The 26384-nt window shown below is 71.9% G+C and carries 17 protein-coding genes, 1 tRNA gene and 1 pseudogene; 3 read left to right on the forward strand and 16 right to left on the reverse strand.

All coding sequences use genetic code 11. From position 1 onward, the window contains the following. Positions 1 to 290: 290 nt before the first annotated feature. Both ACFYT4_RS05180 and ACFYT4_RS05185 read right to left on the reverse strand, forming a co-directional pair. Positions 291 to 1562 (reverse strand): DUF3631 domain-containing protein, encoded by a 1272-nt coding sequence (locus ACFYT4_RS05180; protein ID WP_389265421.1) that lies wholly within the window; start codon positions 1560 to 1562, stop codon positions 291 to 293. A 311-nt stretch (positions 1563 to 1873) separates the two neighbouring features. Further along, a complete protein-coding gene (locus ACFYT4_RS05185; RefSeq protein ID WP_389265423.1) occupies positions 1874 to 2104 on the reverse strand; it encodes a hypothetical protein in 231 nt (76 codons plus the stop codon). Positions 2105 to 2199: 95 nt separating this feature from the next. On the opposite strand from ACFYT4_RS05185, the gene ACFYT4_RS05190 reads away from it, so the two are divergent. Beyond that, the gene (locus ACFYT4_RS05190) at positions 2200 to 2877 is read left to right on the forward strand and encodes a helix-turn-helix domain-containing protein (RefSeq protein ID WP_389265424.1); all 678 of its coding nucleotides are present in this window, start codon (positions 2200 to 2202) and stop codon (positions 2875 to 2877) included. Next, a complete protein-coding gene (locus ACFYT4_RS05195; RefSeq protein WP_389265426.1) occupies positions 2874 to 4475 on the forward strand; it encodes a tyrosine-type recombinase/integrase in 1602 nt (533 codons plus the stop codon). The genes ACFYT4_RS05190 and ACFYT4_RS05195 overlap by 4 nt, the downstream gene beginning before the upstream one ends. Before the next feature lie 128 nt (positions 4476 to 4603). On the opposite strand, the gene ACFYT4_RS05200 is transcribed toward ACFYT4_RS05195, so the two are convergent. From ACFYT4_RS05200 to ACFYT4_RS05250, 11 genes are all read right to left on the reverse strand, one after another. Next, positions 4604 to 4677 (reverse strand) — tRNA-Thr (locus ACFYT4_RS05200). A 154-nt stretch (positions 4678 to 4831) separates the two neighbouring features. Further along, positions 4832 to 6388 carry an alpha/beta hydrolase gene (locus tag ACFYT4_RS05205; protein ID WP_389265427.1) on the reverse strand — a complete coding sequence of 519 codons (1557 nt, stop codon included), beginning with the start codon at positions 6386 to 6388 and terminating at the stop codon, positions 4832 to 4834. Positions 6389 to 6583: 195 nt separating this feature from the next. Next, on the reverse strand, positions 6584 to 7789 hold the full coding sequence (locus tag ACFYT4_RS05210; protein WP_389265429.1) for a DNA polymerase III subunit delta': 1206 nt from the start codon (positions 7787 to 7789) through the stop codon (positions 6584 to 6586). A gap of 194 nt (positions 7790 to 7983) precedes the next feature. Beyond that, complete coding sequence (gene tmk / locus ACFYT4_RS05215) at positions 7984 to 11499, reverse strand: dTMP kinase (protein WP_389265431.1); 3516 nt, start codon at positions 11497 to 11499, stop codon at positions 7984 to 7986. Between the two features lie 307 nt (positions 11500 to 11806). Next, positions 11807 to 14665 carry a type I DNA topoisomerase gene (gene topA / locus ACFYT4_RS05220; RefSeq protein WP_389265433.1) on the reverse strand — a complete coding sequence of 953 codons (2859 nt, stop codon included), beginning with the start codon at positions 14663 to 14665 and terminating at the stop codon, positions 11807 to 11809. A 267-nt stretch (positions 14666 to 14932) separates the two neighbouring features. Next, on the reverse strand, positions 14933 to 15130 hold the full coding sequence (locus tag ACFYT4_RS05225; protein ID WP_389265435.1) for a hypothetical protein: 198 nt from the start codon (positions 15128 to 15130) through the stop codon (positions 14933 to 14935). Positions 15131 to 16080: 950 nt separating this feature from the next. Continuing rightward, positions 16081 to 17613 carry a methyltransferase gene (locus ACFYT4_RS05230; RefSeq protein WP_389265437.1) on the reverse strand — a complete coding sequence of 511 codons (1533 nt, stop codon included), beginning with the start codon at positions 17611 to 17613 and terminating at the stop codon, positions 16081 to 16083. A 228-nt stretch (positions 17614 to 17841) separates the two neighbouring features. Next, on the reverse strand, positions 17842 to 18411 hold the full coding sequence (locus ACFYT4_RS05235; RefSeq protein ID WP_389265438.1) for a small secreted protein: 570 nt from the start codon (positions 18409 to 18411) through the stop codon (positions 17842 to 17844). A gap of 220 nt (positions 18412 to 18631) precedes the next feature. Next, on the reverse strand, positions 18632 to 21040 hold the full coding sequence (locus ACFYT4_RS05240; RefSeq protein ID WP_389265440.1) for a sodium-translocating pyrophosphatase: 2409 nt from the start codon (positions 21038 to 21040) through the stop codon (positions 18632 to 18634). A gap of 282 nt (positions 21041 to 21322) precedes the next feature. Further along, positions 21323 to 21763 (reverse strand): ATP-binding protein, encoded by a 441-nt coding sequence (locus ACFYT4_RS05245; protein ID WP_389265441.1) that lies wholly within the window; start codon positions 21761 to 21763, stop codon positions 21323 to 21325. Between the two features lie 99 nt (positions 21764 to 21862). Beyond that, positions 21863 to 22216 (reverse strand): STAS domain-containing protein, encoded by a 354-nt coding sequence (locus ACFYT4_RS05250; protein ID WP_328318827.1) that lies wholly within the window; start codon positions 22214 to 22216, stop codon positions 21863 to 21865. Positions 22217 to 22295: 79 nt separating this feature from the next. Here ACFYT4_RS05250 and ACFYT4_RS05255 point away from each other — a divergent pair, with 79 nt between their 5' ends. After that, the gene (locus tag ACFYT4_RS05255; protein ID WP_389265444.1) at positions 22296 to 24782 is read left to right on the forward strand and encodes a DEAD/DEAH box helicase; all 2487 of its coding nucleotides are present in this window, start codon (positions 22296 to 22298) and stop codon (positions 24780 to 24782) included. A gap of 453 nt (positions 24783 to 25235) precedes the next feature. Here the strand turns inward: ACFYT4_RS05255 and ACFYT4_RS05260 are convergent. From ACFYT4_RS05260 to ACFYT4_RS05270, 3 genes and pseudogenes are all read right to left on the reverse strand, one after another. Next, a pseudogene (locus ACFYT4_RS05260) lies at positions 25236 to 25895 on the reverse strand (Rv3654c family TadE-like protein); the annotation flags it as partial. Further along, positions 25793 to 26149 carry a TadE family type IV pilus minor pilin gene (locus ACFYT4_RS05265; RefSeq protein ID WP_389265446.1) on the reverse strand — a complete coding sequence of 119 codons (357 nt, stop codon included), beginning with the start codon at positions 26147 to 26149 and terminating at the stop codon, positions 25793 to 25795. The gene ACFYT4_RS05265 and the pseudogene ACFYT4_RS05260, both read right to left, overlap by 103 nt. Continuing rightward, entirely contained in the window at positions 26136 to 26339 is a 204-nt protein-coding gene (locus ACFYT4_RS05270) for a DUF4244 domain-containing protein (protein ID WP_389265768.1), read from the reverse strand. The genes ACFYT4_RS05265 and ACFYT4_RS05270 overlap by 14 nt, the downstream gene beginning before the upstream one ends. Positions 26340 to 26384: the final 45 nt, after the last annotated feature.

Below are 26384 nucleotides of genomic sequence, written 5' to 3' on the forward strand. Positions count from 1 at the left end.
GGCCGGTACGTCAGCCGGGCGGTGAGAGTCCCAGTGGTGTCATGCCCTGTGGGACGGGTCGTGGACGGATGTGGTCTGCCTCCCGTCCCGGAGCGCGGGGCTGTGACCTGCGGCGATACGGTGGGTACGGCTGGGACGGCACGAGACGGATCGGGACGCGGTTGGGCAGCCCAGGCGGGCGGGAGTGATCGTGTTTCCGTCTTGGGCCCGGTTGCCGTCTCGTTCGGATGCCTGTTGACCTGCGAGATCACGTCAGGGACGGCATGGACGGCAACCGGGGCGGGGCTGGGTCAGCCCTCGGCGCCGGGGTCGGCGTCGAGCGGGTGGACGGTGGGGCAGTAGCGGCGCCAGGCGTCGGCGAACTTGTTGCGGGTGTAGCCCTTGCGCTGGATGTCGCCGACGCGGACGTTGCCGGAGGCGATGGTGTAGTCGCGGAGCATGGCGCCGAGCCCGCGTGGTGTGAGCCCGTTGCGGCCCCATTCGGCCCAGGGGGCTTCGGTGTCGCTGTTGAGGGTGAACAGGAGGTCGTCGGTGCTGAGGCTCTCCGGGTCGCCCTTGGCGTGGAAGATCCGCCGGATGTCGGCGAGGATCTTCGCCCCGCTGGGGTTCTCCTCCTCCGCCCGCTCCTCGGCGGCGACCATCCGCGCGCACGCCGCCCGTGCCAGGCGGGGCCAGGGCCCACCCGAGAGGTCGGCGATGATCACCAGGGGTTCCCAGGTGTCGGCGGCGCGGTCCTCGACCGGGAGTTCTGGTTCCAGGTCGGCCGCTTCGTCCAGCAGTGGGCGGGCCCAGGCGGCGATCCGGTCGCGCAGTTCATGCAGGGCCGGGATGTCGCGGCGGGAGCGGAAGGGTTTGACGTGCTCTCCCTCGGCCCGGCGGCGCATGCGGATCACCACGGCGCGGTCCATGATCGTGTCGGGGAGGTCTCCGATGCCCGCGATGGCGGCCATGGCGAAGGTGGCGAACTTGTGCGGGGTGTGGTCGTTGCCGACGACCCGGGTGACGTAACGGTTCCGCTGGTGCCCGGCGTTCAGCAGGCCGCGCATCTCCTCGTTCTTCTCGGCCTGCTTCGGCGTGCCGAAGATGGTGTCCGCCTCGTCGACCAGGAGAGTGGGCGGCTCCTCGGTGATCGAACGGAAGACCGCTGCTGGGGTGGTGTTGATGGTGAGCATCGGCTCGTGGACCGTCTCGGTGAGCACGTCCAGGAGCCGGGACTTGCCACACCGTTTCGCCGGGCCGACGACCGCGAGGCGCGGCGCGTGCTGCCATGCGGGCTGGAGGTGCGTCGCCGCCACCCAGAGCGTCACCGCGTCCAAGGCCTCGGACGAGGGCAGGATCACGAACCTGGCTATCTGGGCACGCAGTTCGTCCAGCAGGGCGGACCCTGCGGCCGGTTCCGGGTCGGGTGCCGTCTCGTGGGGCAGTACGTCTGCTGGAGCAGACTCCGTCGCGTCCCGGCTGACCAGCAGGGACGCTTGGGCGGCGGGGTGGCCGGGGACCGCGACCGGGGGCCACGCCGGCTTGGCGGGGGTGGAATAGGGCTCGGTGGGGGTGTGTTCCACTGGGCGGCTCCTCTTCTGGCGGTGGCGGGCTTGCACGCCCTTGCCGCCGGGTTGGTTCGTGACAGGCCGATAGGGGTTGCCGGGGCCTTCGGCGTTGCACCGCCGGAGGCCCACCCCGTCCCTTCGGGGCCGGCAAGCCGTGTTCCGAAGCGGAGCGGACCGGGCGTTCCGAGACGGAACACGGGCGGTGTTCCGAGACGGAACAGGCCGGGCGTTCCCCGAGGGAACAAGGACAGTACGTCCACACCCCTGCACAGTCCAGCGATTCTGTGTCAGCTCAGCGCAGAACCGCCTGCTACGCTCCCTGCCCCTCACGCCGCCAGACCGAGCAGGTCCAACAGGTCCGCCGTCACAACCCGGTACGCGTTGCCGAGCCGCAGCACCTTGCACGGATAGGCGCCCCGCTTCGCCAACTCGTACCCCTTGCTCCGCCCCAACCCGAGCGCACGGTTGCCGGTGTCCAGGTCAACAGCGACCGGGAGAGCGAGCAACTCCTCCCGGCTCATCCCCTTCGGTCGTCCACCCGTGGCGTGTTCGCGCATGCGGCATCCCCTCTTCGGTGCAGCCGTCGGCGAACGCGTCCATCACGTCCGGCTCCGGGCCACTCCACCGATGATCCTCAAGCTAATGTGTCTGCATGACACAACGCGATTTCGATGATGAAGAAGACGACTTTCCGGAGTGGATGGACCGGATCAAGGCCACCGTGGCCGGCGAGGTCCGGCGCAGAAGGAGGAGGAGGGGATGGAGCGCACAGGACCTGGCCGACCGCTGCGAGGAGCTGGGGCACCCGATCCCGCGCAACGTGATCGCCAACATGGAATCCGGCCGCCGCGCCACCCTGCCCCTGGTGGACGTCATGATCCTGGCCGCCGCCCTGGAGACCTACCCGGTCTGCCTGATCTTCCCCGTCGGCTACATCGAGGAGACCCAGGAACTCCCCTTCCAGGAACTCGTCCCCACCTGGGACGCACTGCGCCGCTTCACCGGCGAGGAAGACGTTTTCGAGAACGACCCCGGAATGGTGCCCGAATTCGAGCACCACACCCTCCTCATCCGCACCGCACTCGCCGCACTCGACGAGGAGAAGCAGGCCCGGTTCGACACCAGAACCGCCGCCTCCCGCGCCCAGCGGGAGAACGCCGAACGCCAGCGGGCCGAGTACGCCGACCGCGCCATCGCGGCCAAGAGCGAGCTCCGCAAACTCCGGCGTGAGATCCGCGAGGAAGGCGCCACCCCGCCTGACCTCCCACCCGCACTCCACGACGTCGACCCACCCGAAACCGACACCGACCCCACGGAGGAAACCGCTTGAAGGGCTCCACGCACCGCCGCTGCTACTGCCGCGACCCCCACACCGGCAAACCGCTCGGCAAACAGTGCCCCAAACTGTCCAGCCGCAAGCACGGCTCCTACTCCATCCGCCAGGAACTACCGCCCCGCGAAGACGGCACCCGCCGCTCCTTCAGCCGCGCCGGCTACGACACCCTCAAAGCCGCCCAGGCCGACCTCGACCACGTCCGCGCCCTGCTCGGCCTCACCGACACAGACGACCCGGAGGGCATGTCACTGATCGCGGCCATGCTGGAGGAGATCGGCGACGAGAAAGCACCCCTACCCGACGTGGAGGAGACGCGTCGGCGACTCAACGCGGGCCAGGACCTCGTCGGCAGCCTCACCGTCGCGGAATGGCTGGACCGGTGGCTCGCGGGCAAACGCATACGGAAGTCCGGCATCAGCCGCTACGAGACCGACATCCGCATCCACCTCAAGCCGCACATCGGCCACCGCCGCCTCGACCGGCTGCGCGTAAGCCACCTCAGCGACATGTTCACCGCCATCACCGATGCCAACACCGAGCTCCTCGAACAGAACGCCCAACGACGCGCCGCGATCGACGAACTCGCGACCATCCCATGGAAGGGCGCGGAGCACCGGGCCCACCGCAAAACGTTGAAGGCCGCCATTGACACGATGCCGCCCTTCCGCCGCGTCACCGGCCCCGCCACCCGCCAGCACGTCAAAGCCACCCTCCGCGCCGCCCTCAACGACGCCATCGGCCAGCAGATCATCACCTTCAACCCCGCCGCCCACGTCGAGATCGACCCAGCACGCAAGCCCAAGGCCCTCGTCTGGACGGACGAGCGCGTCGCGCTCTGGGAGCAGACGGGCGAGAAGCCCTCGCCCGTCATGGTCTGGACACCAGCGCAGACCGGCGCGTTCCTCGACTCTGTCGCTGAGGACCGGCTGTACGCCATGTGGCACCTCATCGCCTTCCGCGGCCTGCGACGGGGCGAAGCATGCGGCCAGCCCTGGTCGGAAACCAACCTCGACACCCACTCCCTCACCGTGTCCTCGCAGCTCGTCCAGGACGGCTGGGCCGTCGAGACCTCCGAACCCAAAACGGACAGCGGCTTCCGCGTCATCGCACTCGACGACGACACGGTCAACGTGCTCAAGGAACACCGCGAACGCCAAGACGCGGACCGCGAGGAGTGGGGAACGGCCTGGGTCGAGACCGGCATGGTCTTCACCCAGGAAGACGGCACCTGGCTTCACCCCGGCAAGGTCACCGACCTCTTCGAACGCCTCGTCGCCGCCTCCGGCCTCCCACCGATCCGGCTGCACGACCTCCGCCACGGCGCGGCCACCCTCATGCTCGCCGCCGGCATCGACGTCAAGATCGTCTCCGACACCCTCGGCCACAGCGACACCCGGATCACGCGCGACATCTACCAGAGCGTCCTTCCCCACGTCGGCAAGAACGCAGCCGAAGCCACCGCCAAGCTGGTCCCGCTTCAGCGGAAGGCCGAGGCTGCGGAGGCCAGCAAGGCTGCCAAGAGGGCGGCGTCCAAGGTGAAAGCCGAAGCCAGGACCAAGAAGAAGGGCAAGCGGAAGAAGCCCAAGAAGTAGGGCACCGGACCGCTCCGCTCACGCATCGCTCACGCAAGCCATCTCGCGGCACCCCGGCCGTGTGACGCGTCATGCTCCAAACAGCGAAAAACCCCAGGTCACGGCGAGTGAGTCCTGGGGTAATTCAGAGCCGCCTTCGGGATTCGAACCCGAGACCTACGCATTACGAGTGCGTTGCTCTGGCCAACTGAGCTAAGGCGGCAGGCTGCGGATATGACCGGCCTCGCAAGGACACGTTCGCATCAGCAGCGGCGCCAAGTCTACAGGGTTGTTCCGGGTGCCCCGAACCACCCGGGGGTCCGATGGGCCCGGCCCCCGGGCAGGCCCATCAGGGGGTCCTGGCAGGCCGGAGGTGGTCAGCGGCAGCGTTTGGCGGGTGGGGGGACGGTGCCCTCCAGGAGGTAGGTGTTGATCGCGGTGTCGACGCAGTCGCTGCCGCGGCCGTATGCCGTGTGGCCGTCGCCGTCGTAGGTGAGGAGGCGGCCGGAGGAGAGCTGGGCGGCGAGGGACCGGGACCACTTGTAGGGGGTGGCGGGGTCGCGGGTGGTGCCGACGACGAGGATGGGGGGCGCGCCCTCGGCGGTGATGCGGTGGGGGGTGCCGGTCGCGGGAGTGGGCCAGTAGGCGCAGTTCAGGGCGGCCCAGGCGAAGTTCCGGCCGAAGGCCGGGGACGCCTTCTCGAACTCGGGGAGCGCGGACTCGACGGCCTTCGGGTCCGCGAAGGCGGGCGGGGCGTCCAGGCAGTTCACGGCCGCGTTGGCCATCATCAGGTTGGCGTAGGAGCCGTCGCCGTCGCGTTCGTAGTAGGTGTCGGCGAGGGCGAGGAGGGGGGCGCCGTCGCCGTTCATGGCGCTCGTCAGGGCGGTACGGAGCTGGGGCCAGGCTCCCTCGTCGTACATGGCCGTGAGGACTCCGGTGGTCGCCAGCGACTCGCCCAGCCGCCGGGACTCGCCGGTGGGGACGGGCCGCGCGTCCAGCTCGGCGAAGAACGCCTTGAGACGGTTCGAGGCGTCGGCGGTGGAGGTGGTGCCCAGCGGGCAGTCCTTGCGCTTGACGCAGTCCGCCGCGAAGGACTGGAACGCGGTCTCGAAGCCCTCGGTCTGGTCGCGGTTCAGCGCACGGGCCGACAGGGAGGGGTCCAGCGCGCCGTCGAGGACGAGGCGGCCGGCGCGGGCGGGGAACAGTTCGGCGTAGGTCGCGCCCAGGAAGGTGCCGTACGAGGCACCCACGTACGTCAGCTTCTTGTCGCCGAGCACGGCGCGCAGGATGTCCATGTCACGGGCCGCGTCGACGGTCGAGACGTGCGGCAGGACCTTTCCGGAACGCTTCTGGCAGCCGGCCGCGAAGTCCTTGAACGCGGCGCTGAGACGAGCCGCCTCGGCCGCGTCGTCGGGCGTCTGGTCGACCTGGGTGTACGCGTCCATCTCCTTCGCGGTCAGACACTCGACGGGCTCGCTGCGGGCGACGCCGCGCGGATCCATGGCGACCATGTCGTAGCGGGCGCGGACCGGGGCGGGGTAGCCGATGCCCGCGTACGCCTGGAGGTAGCCGACGGCCGAACCGCCGGGGCCGCCGGGGTTGACCTGGAGGGAGCCGAGGCGCTTGCCGGGGCCGGTGGCCTTCTTGCGGGCGACGGCCAGCCGGATGGAGTCCCCGCCGGGCTTGTCGTAGTCGAGGGGGGCCTTCAGCGTGGCGCACTGGAAGCCGGGGACACCGCAGTCGCGCCACGACAGCTTCTGCGCGTAGTACGGCTTCAGTCCCGCCGCCGGAGCGGACATGGCGTCCGAGCCCGAGCCGCCCGTCGTGGACGCGGAGGCGCTGGGCGACGAGCCCCCGCCGGTGCAGCCGGACAGCAGCACGCCGGCCGCGGCCAGCACGAGAGCGGAACTTCTGAGCACGCGCCTTGGGTCCATGTCCGGAGCGTAGGGGACACTGCGGAGAGTTGCCCATTCGTGCCGGTACGAACCGGTGTGGCGGCCCGTCCGCACTCCGGCACGCGCCCTCGCACACGCCCCCCGCGACCGCGCAGAGCAGGCACGGGCAGGCCACCGGCGGAGGGAGCCGCCTCGCCCGGGAGCCCGCCGGGCCGGCTCCGCCCGGCTCGTCCCTCAGCCCGCGCGCAGCGCCATCGTCATCGCCTCGACCGCCAGCAGCGGTGCCACATTCGCCTCCAGCGCGTCTCGGCAGGCGATCACCGCCTCTATCCGGCGCAGGGTGCGCTCGGGCGTGGAGGCGCGGGCGATCCGGTCGAGTGAGTCCCGTACGTCGTCATTGGCGATCGCGACCTCGCTGCCCAGCTGGAGCGTGAGCACATCGCGGTAGAACCCGGTCAGATCGCTGAGGGCCAGATCCAGGCTGTCGCGCTGCGTACGCGTCTTGCGGCGCTTCTGTCTGTCCTCCAGCTCCTTCATCACGCCAGCCGTCCCCCGCGGCATCCGGCCGCCCTGCGCCGCGCCGAGCGCCGCCTTCATCTCCTCCGTCTCCCTGACGTCGACCTCGTCGGCGACCTGCTTGGCGTCCTCGGCGGCGGCGTCGATCAGCTCCTGCGCGGCCTTGAAGCAGCCGCCGATGTCGTCGACCCGCAGCGGCAGCTTCAGCACGGTCGTCCGCCGCGCGCGGGTCCGCTCGTCGGTGGCGAGGCGGCGGGCCCGGCCGATGTGGCCCTGTGTGGCGCGCGCCGCGGCGGCGGCGACGTCGGGCTCGATGCCGTCCCGCCGGATCAGCACATCGGCGACCGCCGCGACCGGTGGCGTACGCAACGTCAGATGGCGGCAGCGTGAGCGGATCGTCGGCAGCACGTCCTCCAGCGAGGGCGCGCACAGCAGCCATACGGTACGGGGCGCGGGCTCCTCGACGGCCTTCAGGAGGACATTGCCCGCGCCCTCCGTGAGGCGGTCCGCGTCCTCCAGGATGATCACCTGCCAGCGCCCGACGGCCGGGGAGAGCTGGGCGCGGCGGACGAGATCACGCGTCTCCTTGACGCCGATGGAGAGCAGGTCGGTGCGGACGACCTCCACATCGGCATGCGTCCCCACGAGGGCGGTGTGGCAGCCGTCGCAGAACCCGCAGCCCGGCGCGCCGCCCAGGGCTCTGTCGGGGCTGACGCACTGGAGCGCGGCGGCGAAGGCACGGGCGGCGGTGGAACGCCCCGACCCCGGCGGCCCCGTGAACAGCCATGCGTGCGTCATCCTGGACGCGTCGGGGTGCCGCTCCCCCTGGGCCACGGCGGTGACGAGGGCGTCCGCGTCCCGCGCGGCGGCGGCGAGCTGCGCCTGGACGCGCTCCTGCCCGACGAGGTCGTCCCATACGGCCATGTGCCGTCACCTGCCTCTGCCTTGTGCTGGGACCTCCATTGTGAGGGAGGGGTCTGACAACGGAGTCCCCCACCCTTGAGCGCCCCCACCCTTGAGTCCCGCGGCCCGGTGAAGTGCCTCGGCCCTTGAGTCCCCCGGCCCGGTGAAGTGCCTCCGCGCCGCAGCCGCGCCGCAGCGCCTCGGCGTTCCGCCGCTCAGCCCCTGCGCCTGCGGCGCCCCTCGTCCTCGTCGTCGTGGGGGCCCAGCAGTTCGTCGGCCAGGGTGGGGAGGTCGTCCAGCGGGGTCTCCTCCGCCCAGTCCGAGCGGCGGCGGGGGCGGCCCGTGGCCGGGTCCACCTGGGGGAGTTCCCGCGTGCGGTCGTTGGGGCCGGCCGACGCGCCGGAACCGGAAGCACCGGAGGACCCGGAAGCGCGCGGGGTTCCCGGAACACGTGAGGCTCCCCGAGCGCCCGGGGACCCGGCCCGCTCGTCGCGGAAGATGCCAGGCGGCACCCTGTCCTCCGGAGACTCGTCCCGGACCGGCGGAAGAACCGCGGTCTCCGCCACGTCAGACCCGTCGGCCCCGTCGGCCTTGTCAGACCCGTCGCTCCGGTCGGCTCCATCGGCCCGGCCGGCCGCACGCCCCGCCCCGGCGGCGCCCGCGGTCCCCGTAGCCCCCGCCTTCTTCGCTGTCCTGGACGGCCTGGACGGCCTGGACGGCCCGGAAGGCCCGGCCGGCCCCGACGACACCGACGGCAGCACGGCCGTCTCGGCCGAATCCGCGGGCGGCGAGACCTTCGGAACCTCCTGGGTGACCTCGTCCGGGCGGACCACGGGCGTCGGCACCGTCACATCATCCGGCCGCACCACGGGCGTCGGCACCGTGACCTCGTTCGGCGAGACCCCGGACGCCTCCGAGGCCGCCTCGGCCGCGGAAGCCGCCCGCGCCGCCGCTTCGGCCGCCTGACGCGCCGCCGCTTCCTCGTCGGCCTGGCGAGCCGCCTGACGCGCCGCCTCCGCACGCTGGGCGGCCTCGGCCTCCGCCCGGCGCGCCGCTTCGGCCTCCGCGCGGCGGGCCTCCTCCGCCTTCAGCAGGGCCTCCTCGGCCTTGCGCTGCTTCTCCAGCCGGCGTTCCTCCGCCTCGGCCCGCAGCCGGGCCTGGTCCTCCGCGAGCTTGCGCAGGCGCTCCTGTTCCTCCCGGTGCGCCTTCTCCTCGGCCTCCCGCTTGCGGCGCTCCTCGTCCGCGAGCCGCCGTGCCTCCTCGGCGCGCCGGCGGGCCTCCTCGGCCTGGCGCTCGGCCTCACGCTGCCGCGCGGCCTCCTCCTCGGCCTTGCGCCGGGCCTCCTCCTCGGCGCGGAGCCTGGCGAGCTGCTCCTGGCGCTCGCGCTCCAGACGCTCCTCCTCCGCCTTGCGCGCGGCCTCCTCCTCGGCCTTGCGGCGCGCTTCCTCCTCGGCCGCCCTGCGGGCCTCCTCCTGCGCCTTCACCTCGGCGGCGGAGAGCGGAAGCAGCTGGTCGAGCCGGTGGCGTACGACGGTGGTGACGGCCTCCGGCTCCTGGCCGGCGTCCACGACCAGATACCGGCCGGGGTCCCCGGCCGCGAGGGTGAGGAAGCCCGCACGCACCCGCCGGTGGAACTCGGCGGGCTCGGACTCCAGCCGGTCGGGCGCCTCGGTGAAGCGTTCGCGCGCGGTCTCGGGCGAGACGTCCAGCAGAACCGTCAGATGCGGTACGAGCCCGTCCGTGGCCCACCGCGAGATACGGGCGATCTCCGTCGGGGACAGATCCCGCCCGGCGCCCTGATAGGCGACGGAGGAGTCGATGTAGCGGTCGGAGATGACGATCGCACCGCGCTCCAGAGCGGGCCGTACCACCGAGCCGACGTGCTCGGCGCGGTCGGCGGCGTACAGCAGCGCCTCGGCGCGGTTCGTCAGCCCGGCGGACGAGACGTCGAGCAGGATCGACCGCAGCCGCTTCCCGACCGGGGTCGCGCCCGGTTCGCGCGTGACGACGACCTCGTGGCCTTTCGCCCGGATCCACCCGGCGAGCGCCTCGACCTGGGTGGACTTCCCGGCGCCGTCGCCGCCCTCGATGGCGATGAAGAAGCCGGTGGCGGCGGGCGCCTGCGCCGGGTCGGCGCCGCCGCGCAGCGCGTCGCCGAGGTCGCGCCGGAGCGGCACGCCCGAGCGGTCGTCCGTCTTGGCGAGGACGATCGCGGCCACGGGCAGCAGCAGCGCGCCCACCAGCATCAGCGTGAAGGCGGCCCCGCCGTGCGCGAAGACGAAGTCCCCGCTGGCGAGCCGGTGCGGTCCGATCGCGGCGGCGAGCAGCGGGGCGGCGATCGCGCCGAGGCCGATGCCGACCCGGACGACGGCCTGGAGGTGGTCGGTCATCCGGATGCGCCGGGGCTCCTCCGTCTCCTGGTCGATGAGTGTGTGCCCGGTGCTCGCCGCGACTCCCGCGGACACCCCGGCGAGCAGCGCGATGAACAGCACGGTCGCCGTGTCCGGCACCAGACCCATCGCGAGCAGTGCGACTCCGGTGAGCGCGAGGGCGAGCGCGAGCAGCCGCCGGCGCGACAGCGCGGGCAGGACATACCGCGCGCCGCGGATACCGAGGGCCGTACCACCGGTCAGCGCGAGCACGAGGAGCGCGAAAGCGGCGGCTCCGCCTCCGAGGTCGATGGAGTGCAGTACGGAGACGGCGACGGCCGACGAGATCGCGCCCGCGACCGCCCCGCACCCGAGGACGAGCAGCGGTATGGCGCCGGTACGCCCCTTGTCCGTACCCGCCTTACGGGCCTTGTCGCTGCCCGCCGGCGCGCCCAGCGAGGGCCGGCGCAGCCCTTCGAGCGGCGAGCGCGGCCTCGGGGTCTGCGTGTTCGGCAGTTCGACGAAGAACAGGGCCGAGACGGACGCGGCGAAGAGACCGGCCGCGACGTACGACCCGAGTGCCGCCGGGTGCAGCAGGAACCATTCGACGCCCTGGCCGATCAGTTCGCCGACGAGGGTGGCGACGAGCAGGACGGCGGCCCCGAGGGGGATCGCGGCGAAGGAGGTGCGCAGCCACAGGCGGCGCAGCGCCTCAAGGTGGTCCGGAAGCGGTCGTACGGCCACGCCCTCCAGGGGTGGCGCGGGCAGCAGCGCGGGCGCGGCACCGTCACGGGCGACTGTCCAGAAACGTTCCGCGGCGCCGATGAGGAAGACCGTGACCAGCAGGATCACCGTCGCGTTCGCGGGGGTCCAGTCGATCCACAGCGGTGCCACGATCAGCAGCGCGAGCCGCAGTCCGTCCGCCCCGATCATGGTCCAGCGGCGGTCGAGCGGGCCCTTCGGCGAGGTCAGCGAGGTCAGCGGGCCGAGCAGTACGGCTCCGAAGAGCAGCGTGGCGAGGACGCGGGCGCCGAGCACGGCGGCGACCGCGAAGGCCGCGCCGCGGTAGCCGCCGCCGAACATGCCCTGGGTCACCGCCGCCTGGAGCGTCAGCAGCAGCAGCACGAAGACGGCGACGGCGTCCCCGACGCCTCCCACGACCTGGGCGTTCCACAGTCTCTTCAGCGTGGGGACCCGCAGCAGGGCGCGCAGGGCCCGCTCACGGGAGTCCGCGACGAGGTCGCTGTGCGTTTCGTGGGGCTCGTGGGAGTGCTGGGGTACGGAGGTGCCGGAGTCTGAGGCAGTCTCTGAGGCGGTGCTCACGACCGCCTGCTGCTCGGCTGGCTGCTCGGCTCGCGTCATCCGCCCAGCCTATCCGGAGCGCCCTGCTCCCCGGAGGGCCGTACGAACATACGGGTGCCGTGCGCGACGGCCCCCGCGCGGGGTCCCGGCAGGGGACGGCAGCGGCGATCCGGGAGTCGGGGCGGGGTGCGACGGGACGCTCCGGGCCGGAATGCGCACAGCGGGCGCACGCTCCCGTACCGCCGGTAGCACCCCACTCGCCCGGTGCCTCGCGACGCGTCCGGTGATCCACCACGCCTCGGCGCGTCCAGCCGCCGGACGCGACCGACGCGCCCGACCCCCCACCGACTCGTCCGAACTACTCGTCCTACTCGTCCTTGGCCGCGGAGGCCGCCGTCTTCCCGGCCGTGGCCTTCTTCGCCACGGTCTTCTTCGCCGCGGTCTTCTTGGCGGCCGTCGCGGCGGACGTCTTCTTCGCGGCGGTCTTCTTCGCCGGAGCCGCCTTCTTTGCAGGTGCCTTCTTGGCCGCCGTCTTCTTCGCGGTCTTCTTCGCGGGCACCTTGGCGCGCTTCTCGGCGAGCAGTTCGTACCCGCGCTCGGGCGTGATCTCCTCCACGCTGTCGCCGGTCCGCAGGGTCGCGTTCGTCTCGCCGTCGGTGACGTACGGTCCGAACCGGCCGTCCTTGACGACCACCGGCCGCTCGCTCACCGGATCGGTCCCCAGCTCCTTCAGCGGCGGCTTGGCGGCCGCCCGCCCGCGCTGCTTGGGCTGGGCGTAGATCGCGAGCGCCTGCTCCAGCGTGATGCCGAAGAGCTGGTCCTCGGTCTCCAGCGAACGCGAGTCGGTGCCCTTCTTCAGATACGGGCCGTAGCGGCCGTTCTGCGCGGTGATCTCCACCCCCTCCGCGTCGGTGCCGACGACCCTGGGCAGGGACATCAGCCTGAGCGCGTCGTCCAGGGTGACGGTGTCCAGCGACATGGACTTGAAGAGGGAGGCCGTGCGCGGCTTGACCGCGTTCTTGCCGGTCTTCGGCGTGCCCTCGGGCAGGATCTCGGTGACGTACGGGCCGTAGCGGCCGTCCTTCGCGACGATCTCGTGGCCCGACACGGGGTCCGTGCCCAGCGCGAAGTCACCGCTCGGCTTGGCCAGCAGCTCCTCCGCGTACTCCACGGTCAGCTCGTCGGGCGCGAGGTCGTCGGGCACGTCGGCGCGCTGATGGCCCTCCGCGTCCTTCTCGCCGCGCTCGACGTACGGGCCGTAGCGGCCGACCCGCAGCACGATCCCGTCGCCCACCGGGAAGCTGGAGATCTCCCGCGCGTCGATCGCGCCGAGGTCGGTGACCAGGGCCTTGAGACCGCCGAGGTGGTCGCCGTCGCCATTGCCCGCGGCGGACGCGGTTCCGGCTCCCGGGGCGGCCCCCTCGGAGCCCTCGCCGAAGTAGAAGCGCTTCAGCCACGGCACCGCCTGCGCCTCGCCGCGCGCGATGCAGTCGAGGTCGTCCTCCATCTTGGCGGTGAAGTCGTAGTCGACGAGCCTGCCGAAGTGCTTCTCCAGCAGATTGACGACGGCGAAGCTCAGGAAGGAGGGCACCAGGGCCGTCCCCTTCTTGAACACATAGCCGCGGTCGAGGATGGTGCCGATGATCGAGGCGTACGTGGAGGGGCGGCCGATCTCGCGCTCCTCCAGCTCCTTGACCAGCGACGCCTCGGTGTAGCGGGCGGGCGGCTTGGTGGCGTGGCCGTCGACCGAGATGTCCTCGGCGGCGAGCGCGTCGCCCTCGCCGACCTGCGGCAGCCGGCGCTCACGGTCGTCCAGCTCGGCGTTCGGGTCGTCGGCGCCTTCCACGTACGCCTTCATGAAGCCGTGGAAGGTGATCGTCTTGCCGGACGCGGTGAACTCGGCGTCCCGGCCGTCCGACGCCGTGCCGGCGATCTTGACCGTGACCGAGTTCCCGACCGCGTCCTTCATCTGGGAGGCGACGGTCCGCTTCCAGATCAGCTCGTACAGCTTGAACTGGTCGCCGGCGGGCAGCCCGGTCTCGGCGGGAGTGCGGAAACGATCACCCGAGGGCCTGATGGCCTCGTGCGCCTCCTGCGCGTTCTTGACCTTGCCCGCGTACACCCGCGGCTTCTCGGGCAGATAGTCCGACCCGTACAACTGGGTGACCTGCGCGCGGGCGGCGGCCACGGCGGTGTCGGAGAGCGTCGTGGAGTCCGTACGCATATAGGTGATGAAGCCGTTCTCGTACAGCTTCTGCGCGATCTGCATGGTGGCCTTGGCCCCGAAGCCCAGCTTGCGGGAGGCCTCCTGCTGGAGCGTCGTCGTACGGAACGGGGCGTACGGCGAGCGGCGGTACGGCTTGGACTCGACCGAGCGCACGGCGAACGAGGCGTTCTCCAGCGCGGCGGCCAGGGCGCGCGCGTTCGTCTCGTCGAGGTGGAGCACCTGGCCCGACTTCAGCCGGCCGTCGGGGCCGAAGTCACGGCCCTGGGCGACACGCTGTCCGTCGACCGTGTTCAGGCGGGCCGTCAGCGACGAGGGGTCGGACTGGTCCCCGGCGCGGCCGGTGGAGAAGGTGCCGGTCAGATCCCAGTACTCGGCGGAGGTGAACGCCCTGCGCTCCCGCTCACGCTCCACGACGAGCCTGGTCGCCACCGACTGGACCCGGCCCGCGGAGAGCCGGGGCATGACCTTCTTCCACAGGACCGGCGAGACCTCGTAGCCGTAGAGACGGTCGAGGATACGGCGGGTCTCCTGGGCGTCGACCATGCGCTGGTTCAGCTCGCGCGGGTTGGCGACGGCGTCGCGGATCGCGTCCTTGGTGATCTCGTGGAAGACCATCCGGTGGACGGGGACCTTGGGCTTGAGGACCTCCAGCAGATGCCAGGCGATGGCCTCGCCCTCGCGGTCCTCATCGGTGGCGAGGTAGAGCTCGTCGGACGCGGCGAGCTGCTCCTTGAGCTTCTTGACCTGGGCCCTCTTGTCGGCGTTGACGACATAGACGGGCTGGAAGTCGTGCTCGACGTCGACACCGAGGCGGCGGACCTCACCGGTGTACTTCTCGGGGACCTCGGCGGCTCCGTTGGGGAGGTCGCGGATGTGCCCGACGCTCGCCTCGACGACATAGCCGGGGCCGAGATACCCCTTGATCGTCTTCGCCTTGGCAGGCGACTCGACGATCACGAGTCGGCGGCCGCCCTGTGCGGTCTCGCTGGTCGGGGACAACTTCGCTCTTCTCTCCGGTCGACGCTCGATGGGCAGACACAGCAGTACTGCGCTGGTCGCGCACACTGCTGTGACGCTGCAATGGTGCCCGCAGATTCCGCGTCATGCCCATGCGGAGACTGCGTGGTGCTGCTGCCGCTGCGGAGTGTGACGGTACAACCCGCCCCTGTGTCAAACGGCAAAAGCCCGCAACGGCCACTCGAACGGTAACCCGAGTCCGGGCATTCCTGCCGCCCGGACCGGCACGCCGACGCCCGGGAACCCCGCTCAGACGCGGCCGAAGCACCACAGCCCGAGGGCCAGGGAGACGACGCCGGAGAGGGTGGTGAGGGCGATGGCCGTGGCGGGACTCACTCCCTGGGCGACGGGTGCGCGGTGCATCACGCGCACTCCGGTCCACAGCAGCAGCGCCGCTCCGAACAGCGCGAACGCCGTTCCCGCGAAGATCGCCGGCCCGCTCTCCATACCCGCACCCCGTCTTTCTGTGTGCTGCCGCGCCGCCCGGGGATACGGAGACTCTCCCCGGAGCCGAGGCTGACACTCCGGAGCGTCGGAGACACGAATTCCGGGTGAACGCCGCGTGGGTTCACCCGGGCGGGGCTCCCCGCCGCCGCAGGGAGCCCCGCCCCGCGCCGGGGCCCGGGCGGGGGCGGGGGTTCGGGCGGGTGGGCGCCGGGGTCCGGGCGGGAGTCCGGCGGGGGCCCGGGGCGCTCCCGCCCCGGGCGCGCGGAGCCCACCCGGGGCGACGACCGGGGAAACCGGGAGAAGCCGCTCCGGGTGCGCAGAGCCCGACCGGAGCCAGGCGGGAGGGGGCGGGCGTTGCCGGGAGGCGGGGGCTACGGGCAGGCGCGGAGGTCCGCCGGGCGGGCGCCGGGATCCAGCGGGCGGCCGGGCGCGGCGGGATCCGCGTGATCACCGAGTGACCGGGCCCGGGAAAGGAGGACGGCAGGCCGACCGGTGAAGGGTCCGGTCCGGGGAGCCCGGGTGGCGGGGTGACGGGTGGGTGGGCCGCCGGGTGAGGCGTACAACGGGCGGGGGAAGGCGTGGCAGGGAGGGCGAGACAAGCCACGTAATCCGAACATTGGCCGATTTCACCCCGTCATCCGGCTCGAACTACCCTCCTCCGCTCGCCCGACCGAGGCCCGGCTCATCCCCCGGCCTGCCCCCGCTCGTACCCCCGGGCCCTGCTCCGGGCCTCGGCGCGAGAGCCGGGGCGACCGGGCCTGGAACGACGTCCCCCACGACCGCCCCGAGTACCGACGACCGGACCGTGGTCGCGGGCCACACGGCAGGCCGGGCAAGGGATGCCGCCCCGGTGTGAGGGACACGCGCGTGGCCGGTATGAGGGGCTGGGCCCGGCCCCGTACAAGCCGGGCGAGGGCGGTGCGCGGACCCGCCGCGAGAGCGGGCGGGGGCTACCCGACCGGCGGCACCGGTTCCAGGAAGCCCTCCTCCACCAGGAGCCGGAGCGCCTGCGGGGTACGGTCGCGCAGCAGGACCGGGTCCTCGTCGATGAGCTGGGCGATCGCGTCCAGAATGCGGCCCGCGCTCAGTGTCCCGTCGCACGCCCCGGCGAACCCCGCGCCCACCGTGTCGACCTTGGTGGCCCGCCGCATGCCCCGGTTCTGCCGCAGGACCACATGCTCGGGGTGCTCCGCGCCGGGCAGCCCGACCTGCTCCTGCACCACCTCGGCCGCGAGAACGAAATGATCGGCGAGCAGGGCCGCGTCGTCATGCGTGCGCAGATAGTCCTGGCGGTCGAAGTGGGCCCGCACGCTCTCGCCGAGCGGCTGCTCCACCGGGTGCGGCCACTCCTCCGCGACGACCGACGGCCGGTCGGAGTCCGACCTCCGCAGGGTGATCCAGCCGAAGCCGACCGCCTTGGTCCCGCGCGCCTCGAACTCGTCCAGCCAGGCCTCGTACCTCGCCGCGTACGCCTCAGGGTCCCCGCGGTGATCGCCGCTGTCGCGCAGCCACAACTCGGCGTACTGCGTGATGTCCTGCACCTCGCGCTGCACGATCCAGGCGTCGCACCCGCGCGGCACCCAGGAGCGCAGCCGGTCCTGCCACTCCTCCCCCTCCACGTGCTGCCAGTTGGCGAGGAACTGGGCGAACCCCCCGTGATTCAGCCGCTCGCCCGCCTGCTGAACGAGTGAGCGGCACAGATCGTCCCCGCCCATTCCGCCGTCCCGGTACGTCAGCCGGGCGCCGCCGTCCACGGCCTCGGGAGAGATCACGAACGGCGGGTTCGACACGATCAGGTCGTACCGGTCCTGCCCGGCCGGCTCGAAGAGCGAGCCCTCCCGCAGCTCGGCCCCGGGCGCGCCGGAGAGCGCGAGCGTGAGCCGGGTGAAGCCCAGGGCGCGCGGATTCAGATCGGTGGCCGTGACCCGGGTGGCGTGCTGCGCCGCGTGCAGCGCCTGGATGCCGGAGCCGGTGCCGAGGTCGAGCGCGGACTCCACCGGCGTACGGACCGTGATCCCGGCGAGGGTCGTGGACGCGCCGCCGACGCCCAGAACGACCCCCGGGCCCTGACCGCCCGCGCCCGCCGCGCCGCCGACCGCGCATCCGAGGTCGGAGACGATGAACCAGTCCTGCCCCGCGGGCCCGCCGTAGGGCCGTACGTCCACGGTGGCGCGGAGCGAGTCACCGTCGCGCACCAGCCAGCCGTCGGCGAGGCACTCCTCCAGCGGCAGCGCGGCCTTGGCCCTGTCGTACGCCACGGGCCGCTGGAGCAGGAACAGCCGCACCAGGGTCTCCAGGGAACCGTCCCCGCGGGTGGCGCGCAGGGCGGGCACGGTCTCACTGCGGGCGAGCGCCGCGTACGCGGAGCCCCCGAGCAGGTCGAGCAGCCCGTCGGCGGTGAAGTCGCCGGCGAGAAGGGCCTCGCGCAGCCGGGGCGCGTGGTCGGGCGAGGGGATGCCTGGAACGGCGCTGGTCGTACTCACCCGACCATTGTGTCCGCCGCCACTGACAAACGCCGCCCCCGGCCCGGCGGTGGCGGGCGGGGACGGCGCGTCCGGTTCGGCGGCGGCGGGGCAGTCCGTCAGGCTGGGTCCGGAGTCCGGCTCGGTCCGGAGCCTTGCGCGGTCCGGAGTCCGGCTGGGTCCGGAGGCGGGCTGGCCCAGGAGCCGCGCAAGGAAGCGGCCGGACCGGTGCTCCGGACCGTGCACGTCCTACGAGGGCGAGCCCGCCCCGGCGGTCGGCGCGGCGGCCGGCTTGCAGCCCGGCTGCTTGGCCATCGCCTTGCCCGTGCTGCTCACCCGCAGCTTGTTCCACGCGGCGCGGTTCTGCTCGATCTTCGCCAGCCCGTCGGCGACCGGCTTCAGACCGTCCGCGAACTTCTGCTGGTCCTGCGCGTCGAGCGCGTCGACCTGCTTCTTCAGGGCGAGATACGAATTGGCGTTGGCGTCGAACTCGGCGGCGGCCGCGTCCACCAGCTTGCGGTCCTCCTTGACGGGAGTCTGACCGGCGGTCCGGTAGGCGGCGGCGAACGCCTTGTTCACATCGGAGAGGTCCTGGAAGGCCTTGGAGTCGGCGGCCTGGATGTCGCCCGGCTTGCCGTCCGACGCGGTCGAGCGGATGAGCTGTTCGACCTGGGCCTGCTTCTGGATCTGCGGCTTCGCCAGATCGCAGTACTTCTTGGCCCAGTCGTCGACCGAGTCCTTGTCGTTACTGCTGCAACCGGACAGCGCCAGTACCAGTACGGCGCTGCCGGACAGTACGGCCGCAAGCTTCTTGTTCACCGGATTCGGTCCCTTCCAAGGCTCCTCGCGCCCCGGAACATACACGCCGTGTGGGCGGCAAACGCATGCCAGCCGCCTGGTTCCTCCTCTGTTGTAGCCATTTGCACCAAGGGAGACAAGGCTCACCCGGAGCGGGAAAACGAACGGACGGCGTGTCAGGACATGCCGTCCGTCCGCCTCTTGAGCGGGTGTGGGAGTGCTGAGGGGGTTCGGGTCCGGTCTATGTCACCGTCGCAGGGTCGGGTGACGTGGTGTTGCGCTCGGCGGAGTCGGGCTCGTCGTCCCCGACGGTGATGCCCCGCCGCTTGGAGACGTAGACGGCCCCGACGATGACCAGGATGGCGAGGACCGCCACCAGGGCCCTGACTCCGGCGCTCGCGTCGTCCCCGTAGCTGAACTGGATCACCGCGGGCGCGATCAGCAGCGCCACCAGGTTCATCACCTTCAGCAGGGGGTTGATCGCGGGTCCGGCCGTGTCCTTGAACGGGTCACCGACGGTGTCGCCGATGACGGTCGCGGCATGCGCCTCACTGCCCTTGCCGCCGTGGCTGCCGTCCTCGACGAGTTTTTTGGCGTTGTCCCAGGCGCCTCCGGAGTTCGCCAGGAAGACCGCCATCAGGGTGCCGGTGCCGATCGCGCCCGCGAGGAACGCGCCGAGCGCCCCGACGCCGAGGGAGAACCCGACCGCGATCGGGGTCAGCACGGCGAGGAGTCCCGGAGTGGCGAGTTCCCGGAGCGCGTCCTTGGTGCAGATGTCGACGACCCGCCCGTACTCCGGTTTCTCGGTGTAGTCCATGATCCCGGGGTGCTCGCGGAACTGCCGCCGCACCTCGTAGACCACCGCCCCCGCCGAGCGGGACACCGCGCTGATCGCCAGCCCCGAGAAGAGGAAGACGACCGCCGCGCCGAGGATCAGGCCGACCAGATTGTTGGGCTGGGAGATGTCCATGACGAGATTCACGGGCGCGCCCTCGCCGATCTTCTCGCCGACGTCCCTGGCCGCGGTCGCGATGGCGTCGCGATACGAGCCGAAGAGCGCGGCGGCCGCCAGTACGGCGGTGGCGATGGCGATTCCCTTGGTGATCGCCTTCGTGGTGTTGCCGACGGCGTCCAGGTCGGTGAGCACCTGCGCGCCCGCGCCCTCGACGTCACCGGACATCTCGGCGATGCCCTGCGCGTTGTCGGAGACGGGTCCGAAGGTGTCCATGGCGACGATGACGCCGACGGTGGTGAGCAGACCGGTACCGGCCAGCGCCACCGCGAAGAGGGCCAGCATGATCGATGTGCCGCCGAGCAGGAACGCGCCGTACACACTCAGGCCGATCAGCAGCGCCGTGTAGACGGCGGACTCCAGCCCTATGGCGATACCGGCGAGGATGACGGTCGCCGGGCCGGTCAGCGAGGACTTGCCGATGTCCCTGACCGGGCGCCGGCTGGTCTCGGTGAAGTAGCCGGTGAGCTGCTGGATCAGGGCCGCCAGCACGATGCCGATCGCGACGGCGACGAGCGCCAGGACCCGCGGATCGCCGCCGTGCGTACTGATGGCGGCCTCGGTGACTCCCTTCAGGTCGGCGTAGGAGGAGGGCAGATAGAGGTAGACGGCGATGGCCACGAGGACGAGCGAGATCACGGCGGAGATGAAGAAGCCGCGGTTGATGGCGGTCATACCGCTGCGGTCGGTGCGCCGCGGGGCGACCGCGAAGATGCCGATCATCGCGGTGAGCACCCCGATCGCCGGAACGATCAGCGGGAAGGCGAGTCCGGCGTCGCCGAAGGCCGCCTTTCCGAGGATGAGGGCCGCGACCAGGGTGACGGCGTACGACTCGAAGAGGTCCGCGGCCATGCCCGCGCAGTCGCCGACGTTGTCGCCCACGTTGTCGGCGATGGTGGCGGCGTTGCGCGGGTCGTCCTCGGGGATGCCCTGCTCGACCTTGCCGACGAGGTCGGCGCCGACGTCGGCGGCCTTGGTGAAGATTCCGCCCCCGACACGCATGAACATGGCGATCAGGGCGGCGCCGAGGCCGAAGCCCTCCAGGACCTTGGGGGCGTCGGCGGCGTAGACGAGGACGACACAGGAGGCACCCAGCAGGCCGAGGCCCACCGTGAACATGCCGACCACGCCTCCCGTACGGAATGCGATCTTCATGGCCTTGTGCGCGACGGCCGTCAGGTCCTTTTCCGGCTCGCCTTTTGCCGGTGTCGCCTCACGCGCGGCCGCGGCCACGCGCACATTGGCCCGTACGGCAAGACGCATACCGATGTATCCGGTGGCCGCCGAGAAAAGCGCACCCACCAGGAAGAACACCGAGCGTCCGGCGCGCTGTGACCAGTCGTCCGCCGGAAGAAGCATCAGCAGGAAGAACACCACGACGGCGAAGATGCCGAGAGTGCGCAACTGCCGTGCCAGATAGGCATTCGCGCCTTCCTGCACCGCCGCCGCGATCTTCTTCATGGAGTCGGTGCCCTCGCCGGCGGCCAGCACCTGGCGTACCAGCAGCTGGGCCACGACCAGAGCCGCCAGCGCCACCGCGGCGACGACGACGACGATCAGTCGATTGTCGTCTGTCAGTACCGCGGCCGAGAGGGAAGTCGGATGATCGATCATTTCCGTTTTGAAGAGCCCCGCCATTCGTCCTCCTTGACGTCGTTCAGAGCTCAAGATGTGGACGGATTGTAGGGAGCGGAACCCGATCTAAACAGGGCACGACAAATTCAATTGACCTTCACTTGCCACCCAGCAAATGATCAGGTTCAAAAAACGACCCCGAAAGGGGTAATGGGGCAAAGGCATTGACGCATGATCGATGATCTATGAAATGATCTAGATATAAATGAAAGAGGCCCTGCTGAGCAGGGCCTCTTCACACTTATGGACCGCCGTACGGGAACGGGGTCGGGCGTCCCCGCGCGGTCAGGGCAGGGCGCTGACGGACGCGGTCGGCCAGCTCATACGGATCACACCGCCCTCGTCGCTGGTGGAGACCTCCATGTCGTCGACGAGCCCGCTGATCACCGCCAGCCCCATCTCGTCCTCGCCCTCGGCGTCCTCGTCGGCGCCTGCGCGCCCGCCGGATCCGCTCCGGGAACCCTCGGTGCCCGGGCCGGGGACCTCGTCCCCCACCTCGATCGAGAAGGTCTTGTCCTCCTCGGTCAGCACGACCTTGATGGGGGCCGTGATGCCATGGCCGCGATGCAGCCCCACAGCACGGCTGCACGCTTCACCGACCGCGAGCCGGACCTCGTCCAGCACTGCCTCGTCGACCCCCGCCCGGCGCGCCACGGCAGCGGCCACCAAGCGGGCGGTCCTCACATGCTCGGGCTGAGCGCTGAAGCGAAGTTCGACGGTGGTCATGCGATCCCCCTCGGACGTACGGGCGTGCATCTCAGGGGCCCGGGCTGGCTGCCCGGTACCCCTTCTCTTCCGGTGATCTCGGAGAGTCCCGGCCCGACCTCAGTCGGTGGCCGCGACGGCATCGTCGACCGTGGTGTGGATCGGGAACACCTTGGTGAGACCCGTGATCCGGAAGATCTTGAGAATGCGCTCCTGGTTGCACACCAGGCGCAGCGAGCCCTCATGCGCGCGCACGCGCTTCAGGCCGCCCACCAGGACGCCGAGTCCGGTGGAGTCGAGGAAGTCGACGCCCTCCATGTCGACAACCAGGTGGTAACTGCCGTCGTTCACCAACTCGACCAACTGCTCGCGCAGCTTGGGCGCGGTATACACATCAATCTCGCCACCGACCTCGACGACCGTACGGTCGCCACCAGGGCCGGACACATTGCGAGTCGACAGGGACAGGTCCACGGATCCTCCAGCACCTTGCTATCGAGCGGCCGCCCCCTGAGGTCTCCCCGGCGGAGCCGGGGGACGGTCGCCAGCCGCGATGGCATTCAATCACTTACCAGCAGCCATGCACGACGCCTTGGGACCATTGTCCGTCACGCCGGTGACACACTCGGTGCCGATGGCCAAGAAACTCCGTCCCAGACGACCACCCGAGAACGGGGAGACCCGCCCCGCCCCCGGTGCGGTCCTCGACCGGCTCGCCGCGGGGGCGAACAGGGCTACGCGCATCACTCATACGGAGCACTTGCCCCCGAGACCCGGCCGCCATGCCGTCTGGCCCGATCGCATCCGGCCGGAAGTGATCGACGCCATTCAGCGGGCCGGGATCGACCATCCCTGGGTCCACCAGGCATCCGCCGCCGAGCACGCGCTGGACGGCGAGTCCGTGGTCATCGCCACCGGCACCGCGTCGGGCAAGTCGCTGGCCTATCTCGCACCCGTCCTCAGCACCCTCCTCGACGGCGCCGAGGCCCCGAACGGGCGGGGCGCGACCGCCCTCTACCTCGCCCCGACCAAAGCGCTGGCCGCCGACCAGTGCCGGGCGGTCAAGGACCTCGCCTCGCCGCTCGGCAACCGGATCCGGCCCGCGGTCTACGACGGGGACACCCCCGTCGAGGAGCGCGAATGGGTCCGCCAGTACGCCACGTACGTCCTCACCAATCCGGACATGCTCCACCGCGGGATCCTCCCCTCGCACCCGCGCTGGTCCTCCTTCCTGCGCGCCCTGCGCTATGTCGTCATCGACGAGTGCCACACCTACCGGGGTGTCTTCGGCTCCCACGTCGCCCAGGTCCTGCGCCGGCTCCGCCGGATATGCGCCCGCTACGGTGCGAATCCGGTCTTCCTCCTCGCCTCCGCCACCGCGGCGGAACCGGCGGTGGCGGCGGGGCGGCTCACGGGGCTGCCCGTCCGGGAGGTCGCCGACGACGCCTCGCCGCGCGGCGAACTCGTCTTCGCCCTCTGGGAGCCCCCGCTCACCGAGCTCCACGGTGAGAAGGGCGCTCCCGTCCGGCGTACCGCCACCGCGGAGACCGCCGACCTCCTCACCGATCTGACCGTGCAGGGGGTCCGCACGGTCGCCTTTGTACGCTCCCGGCGGGGCGCCGAGCTGATCTCCGTGATCAGCAAGGAACGCCTGGCCGAGGTGGATCTCTCGCTGCCCCGGCGGGTGGCCGCCTACCGGGGCGGCTATCTCCCCGAGGAGCGCCGCGCCCTGGAACGGGCCCTGCACTCCGGCGAACTCCTCGGCCTCGCCGCCACGACCGCCCTGGAGCTGGGCGTGGACGTCGCCGGTCTCGACGCCGTCCTCATCGCCGGGTATCCCGGCACCCGGGCGTCCCTGTGGCAGCAGGCCGGCCGCGCCGGACGCTCCGGGCAGGGCGCGCTGGCCGTACTGATCGCCCGTGACGACCCGCTGGACACCTTCCTCGTGCACCACCCCGAGGCGCTGTTCCGGCAGCCTGTGGAATCCACCGTCCTCGATCCGGACAATCCGTACGTCCTCGCGCCCCATCTGTGCGCCGCCGCCGCGGAACTCCCGCTCACCGAGGCCGATCTGGAGCTCTTCGGCCCCGCGGCCGGCGACCTCATGCCACAGCTGGAGGCCGCGAGGCTGCTGCGGCGCCGGGCGTCGGGCTGGCACTGGACCCGCCGGGAGCGGGCGGCGGACCTCACCGACATCCGGGGCGGAGGGGGCCGTCCCGTCCAGATCGTCGAGGAGGGCACCGGCCGGCTGCTGGGCACCGTCGACGAGTCCGCCGCCCACACCACCGTCCACGAGGGGGCCGTCCACCTCCACCAGGGCCGTACGTATCTGGTGCGCAGGCTGGACCTGACGGACCCCCACGGCTCCGTCGCCCTCGTCGAGGAGGCGGTCCCGCCGTACTCCACCACCGCCCGTGACACCACCACCGTCTCCGTGCTCGAAACCGACACCGAGGTCCCCTGGGGCCGAGGGCGCCTGTGCTACGGCTCGGTCGAGGTCACCAACCAGGTCGTCTCCTTCCTGCGCCGCAGGCTCATCACCGGGGAGGTGCTCGGCGAGACCAAGCTCGATCTGCCGCCGCGCACCCTGAAGACGCGGGCCGTGTGGTGGACCGTCACCGAGGAACAGCTGGACTCGGCCCGGATCAATCCGGAGCAGCTCGGCGGCGCCCTGCACGCCGCCGAGCACGCCTCCATCGGGATGCTGCCGCTCTTCGCGACCTGCGACCGCTGGGACATCGGCGGGGTCTCCGTCCCGCTGCACCCGGACACCCTGCTGCCGACGGTCTTCGTGTACGACGGGCATCCGGGCGGCGCGGGATTCGCCGAGCGGGCCTTCCGCACGGCCCGTGACTGGCTCACCGCGACGCGCGAGGCCATCGCCTCGTGCGAGTGCGAGGCGGGGTGTCCGTCCTGCATCCAGTCCCCCAAGTGCGGCAACGGCAACGAGCCGTTGCACAAGCGCGGTGCGGTGCGGCTGCTGACGGAGCTGCTGAGGGAGGCGGCACCAACGGACGGCACGGGAACGGACGGCACATGAGCCGAGGGCACATGAGCGGACGGCCGAAGGCACGGCCGTGGCCGGGCACGCTTCCGCGGGCCCGCCCGGCACCGGTCGGCGCCCTTGCCCCTGGCGGTGTGTGTGCCCCTGGCGGTGTGTGTGCCCCGCAGGGCGCGTGAGGCCAGGAGGGGGTGCCGAGCCGAGAGAGGGCGCCGGGGTTGGAGGGGCCGCCGGGCCGAGAGCCCGGGACTCCGGGAGGTCCCCGGGGCGCCCCGGGGGACGGTGGGACGGGGGCGGAGCCCCGTGGCCGGGAGAAACCCGTGAGGGGCCCTCCCGCGGCGTGAACGGGGTGGACGGGGCGGCGGGCCCGGGAGGGTGCCGGAGCCCTGGAGAGAGCGGCACAGGGGGCTCCACGGCGGCAGGACGCCCCGGCGGGCCGGCCCGTGATCTGACCGACGGGGCGTAGGGTCCGAGGCGGGCCTCGGCCGTCACCTCCGCCACCTCGCCGCTGATCACACAGCGGACGACCGTCACGTCCTGGGCGCGGGCCACCTCCGCCGCCTTCGCACACGCCGCGGCACGGCCCTCCAGGGCGTGGTCGGCGGCCGCCAGCGCCGCCAAGTCCGCCGTGGACCCCGCGCGATGACGTGCCACCACGACCTGGCCCATCGCCAGGACCGTCCCGAACACGGCGCACAGGACGGTCGCCGCGAGGGCCGCCCACACGGTCGCCGCGCCGCGGTCGCGCCCCCTCGTCCCGCCGGCACCACCGGCACCACCGGCACCACCGGCCCGCCTCCGGGCCGGGGCGCCTCCGGGGTCCCCCGTGCCCCCGGCCCGCCTCGTGCCCCTGGCCCGCCTCGTGGGCCCGGCGCCCGGGAGGTGCCGGAGGTCCCGGAGGTCCCCCGTCCGTCTCAGGCCCACGGCCCGCCCGGCACCACGGGCGCCCGGGGCACCCCCGGTGCCACCCGCCGACCTGCTTTTCGTCCGCCCTGCGGCCCCGGCTCCCGGGGCCGCCCGAACGCCGCGGGCTCCCCCTGCTCCCCCGGTCACGGCAGCACCGCCTCCTCCGCGTGGGCCGCCGCCTCGGCGGCGAGGGTCAGGCCGAGGGCGCCGGGGCCCGGTGTCGGGGCCTCCACCCGGACGTGCCACAGGTCTCCCTCGCGCCGCACGGCGATCCGCGCCCCCTCGGGCGCGGTCGAGCGGGCGAGGGCCACAGCGGTCTCGCGGGGTTCGGACCTGGCCACCGCCCGGGCCCCGGCGCGGGCCGCGTCCACGCACCGGATCTGCGCGGAGGCCGCCGTCAGCGCCCACACCAGCGCCATGACGAAGACCACCAGGGCAGGCACGGCGACGGCCGCCTCCGCCGTCACCGACCCCCGGTCGCCCGTCTCAGAACTGCGCATCGAGCGCCTTCCCGATCACCGACTGCAGCGCGTCCGAGACGGCGCCACTGGTGACGATCTTGTAGAGCACGGCCGCGAAGCCGCATGCGGCGATCGTTCCCATCGCGTACTCGGACGTGGTCATGCCCGCGTCGGGGCGTCGCATCGCGCGGGACAGCGCCCGCAGCCATGTCCGTACCGGATTCACCATGTCAACCCCCATGAGTTCTCGTTCAGTTCTTGTTGCCATCGCCCG

Source organism: Streptomyces sp. NPDC004609, from assembly GCF_042873655.1.
In the GTDB taxonomy this organism is placed as follows: domain Bacteria; phylum Actinomycetota; class Actinomycetes; order Streptomycetales; family Streptomycetaceae; genus Streptomyces.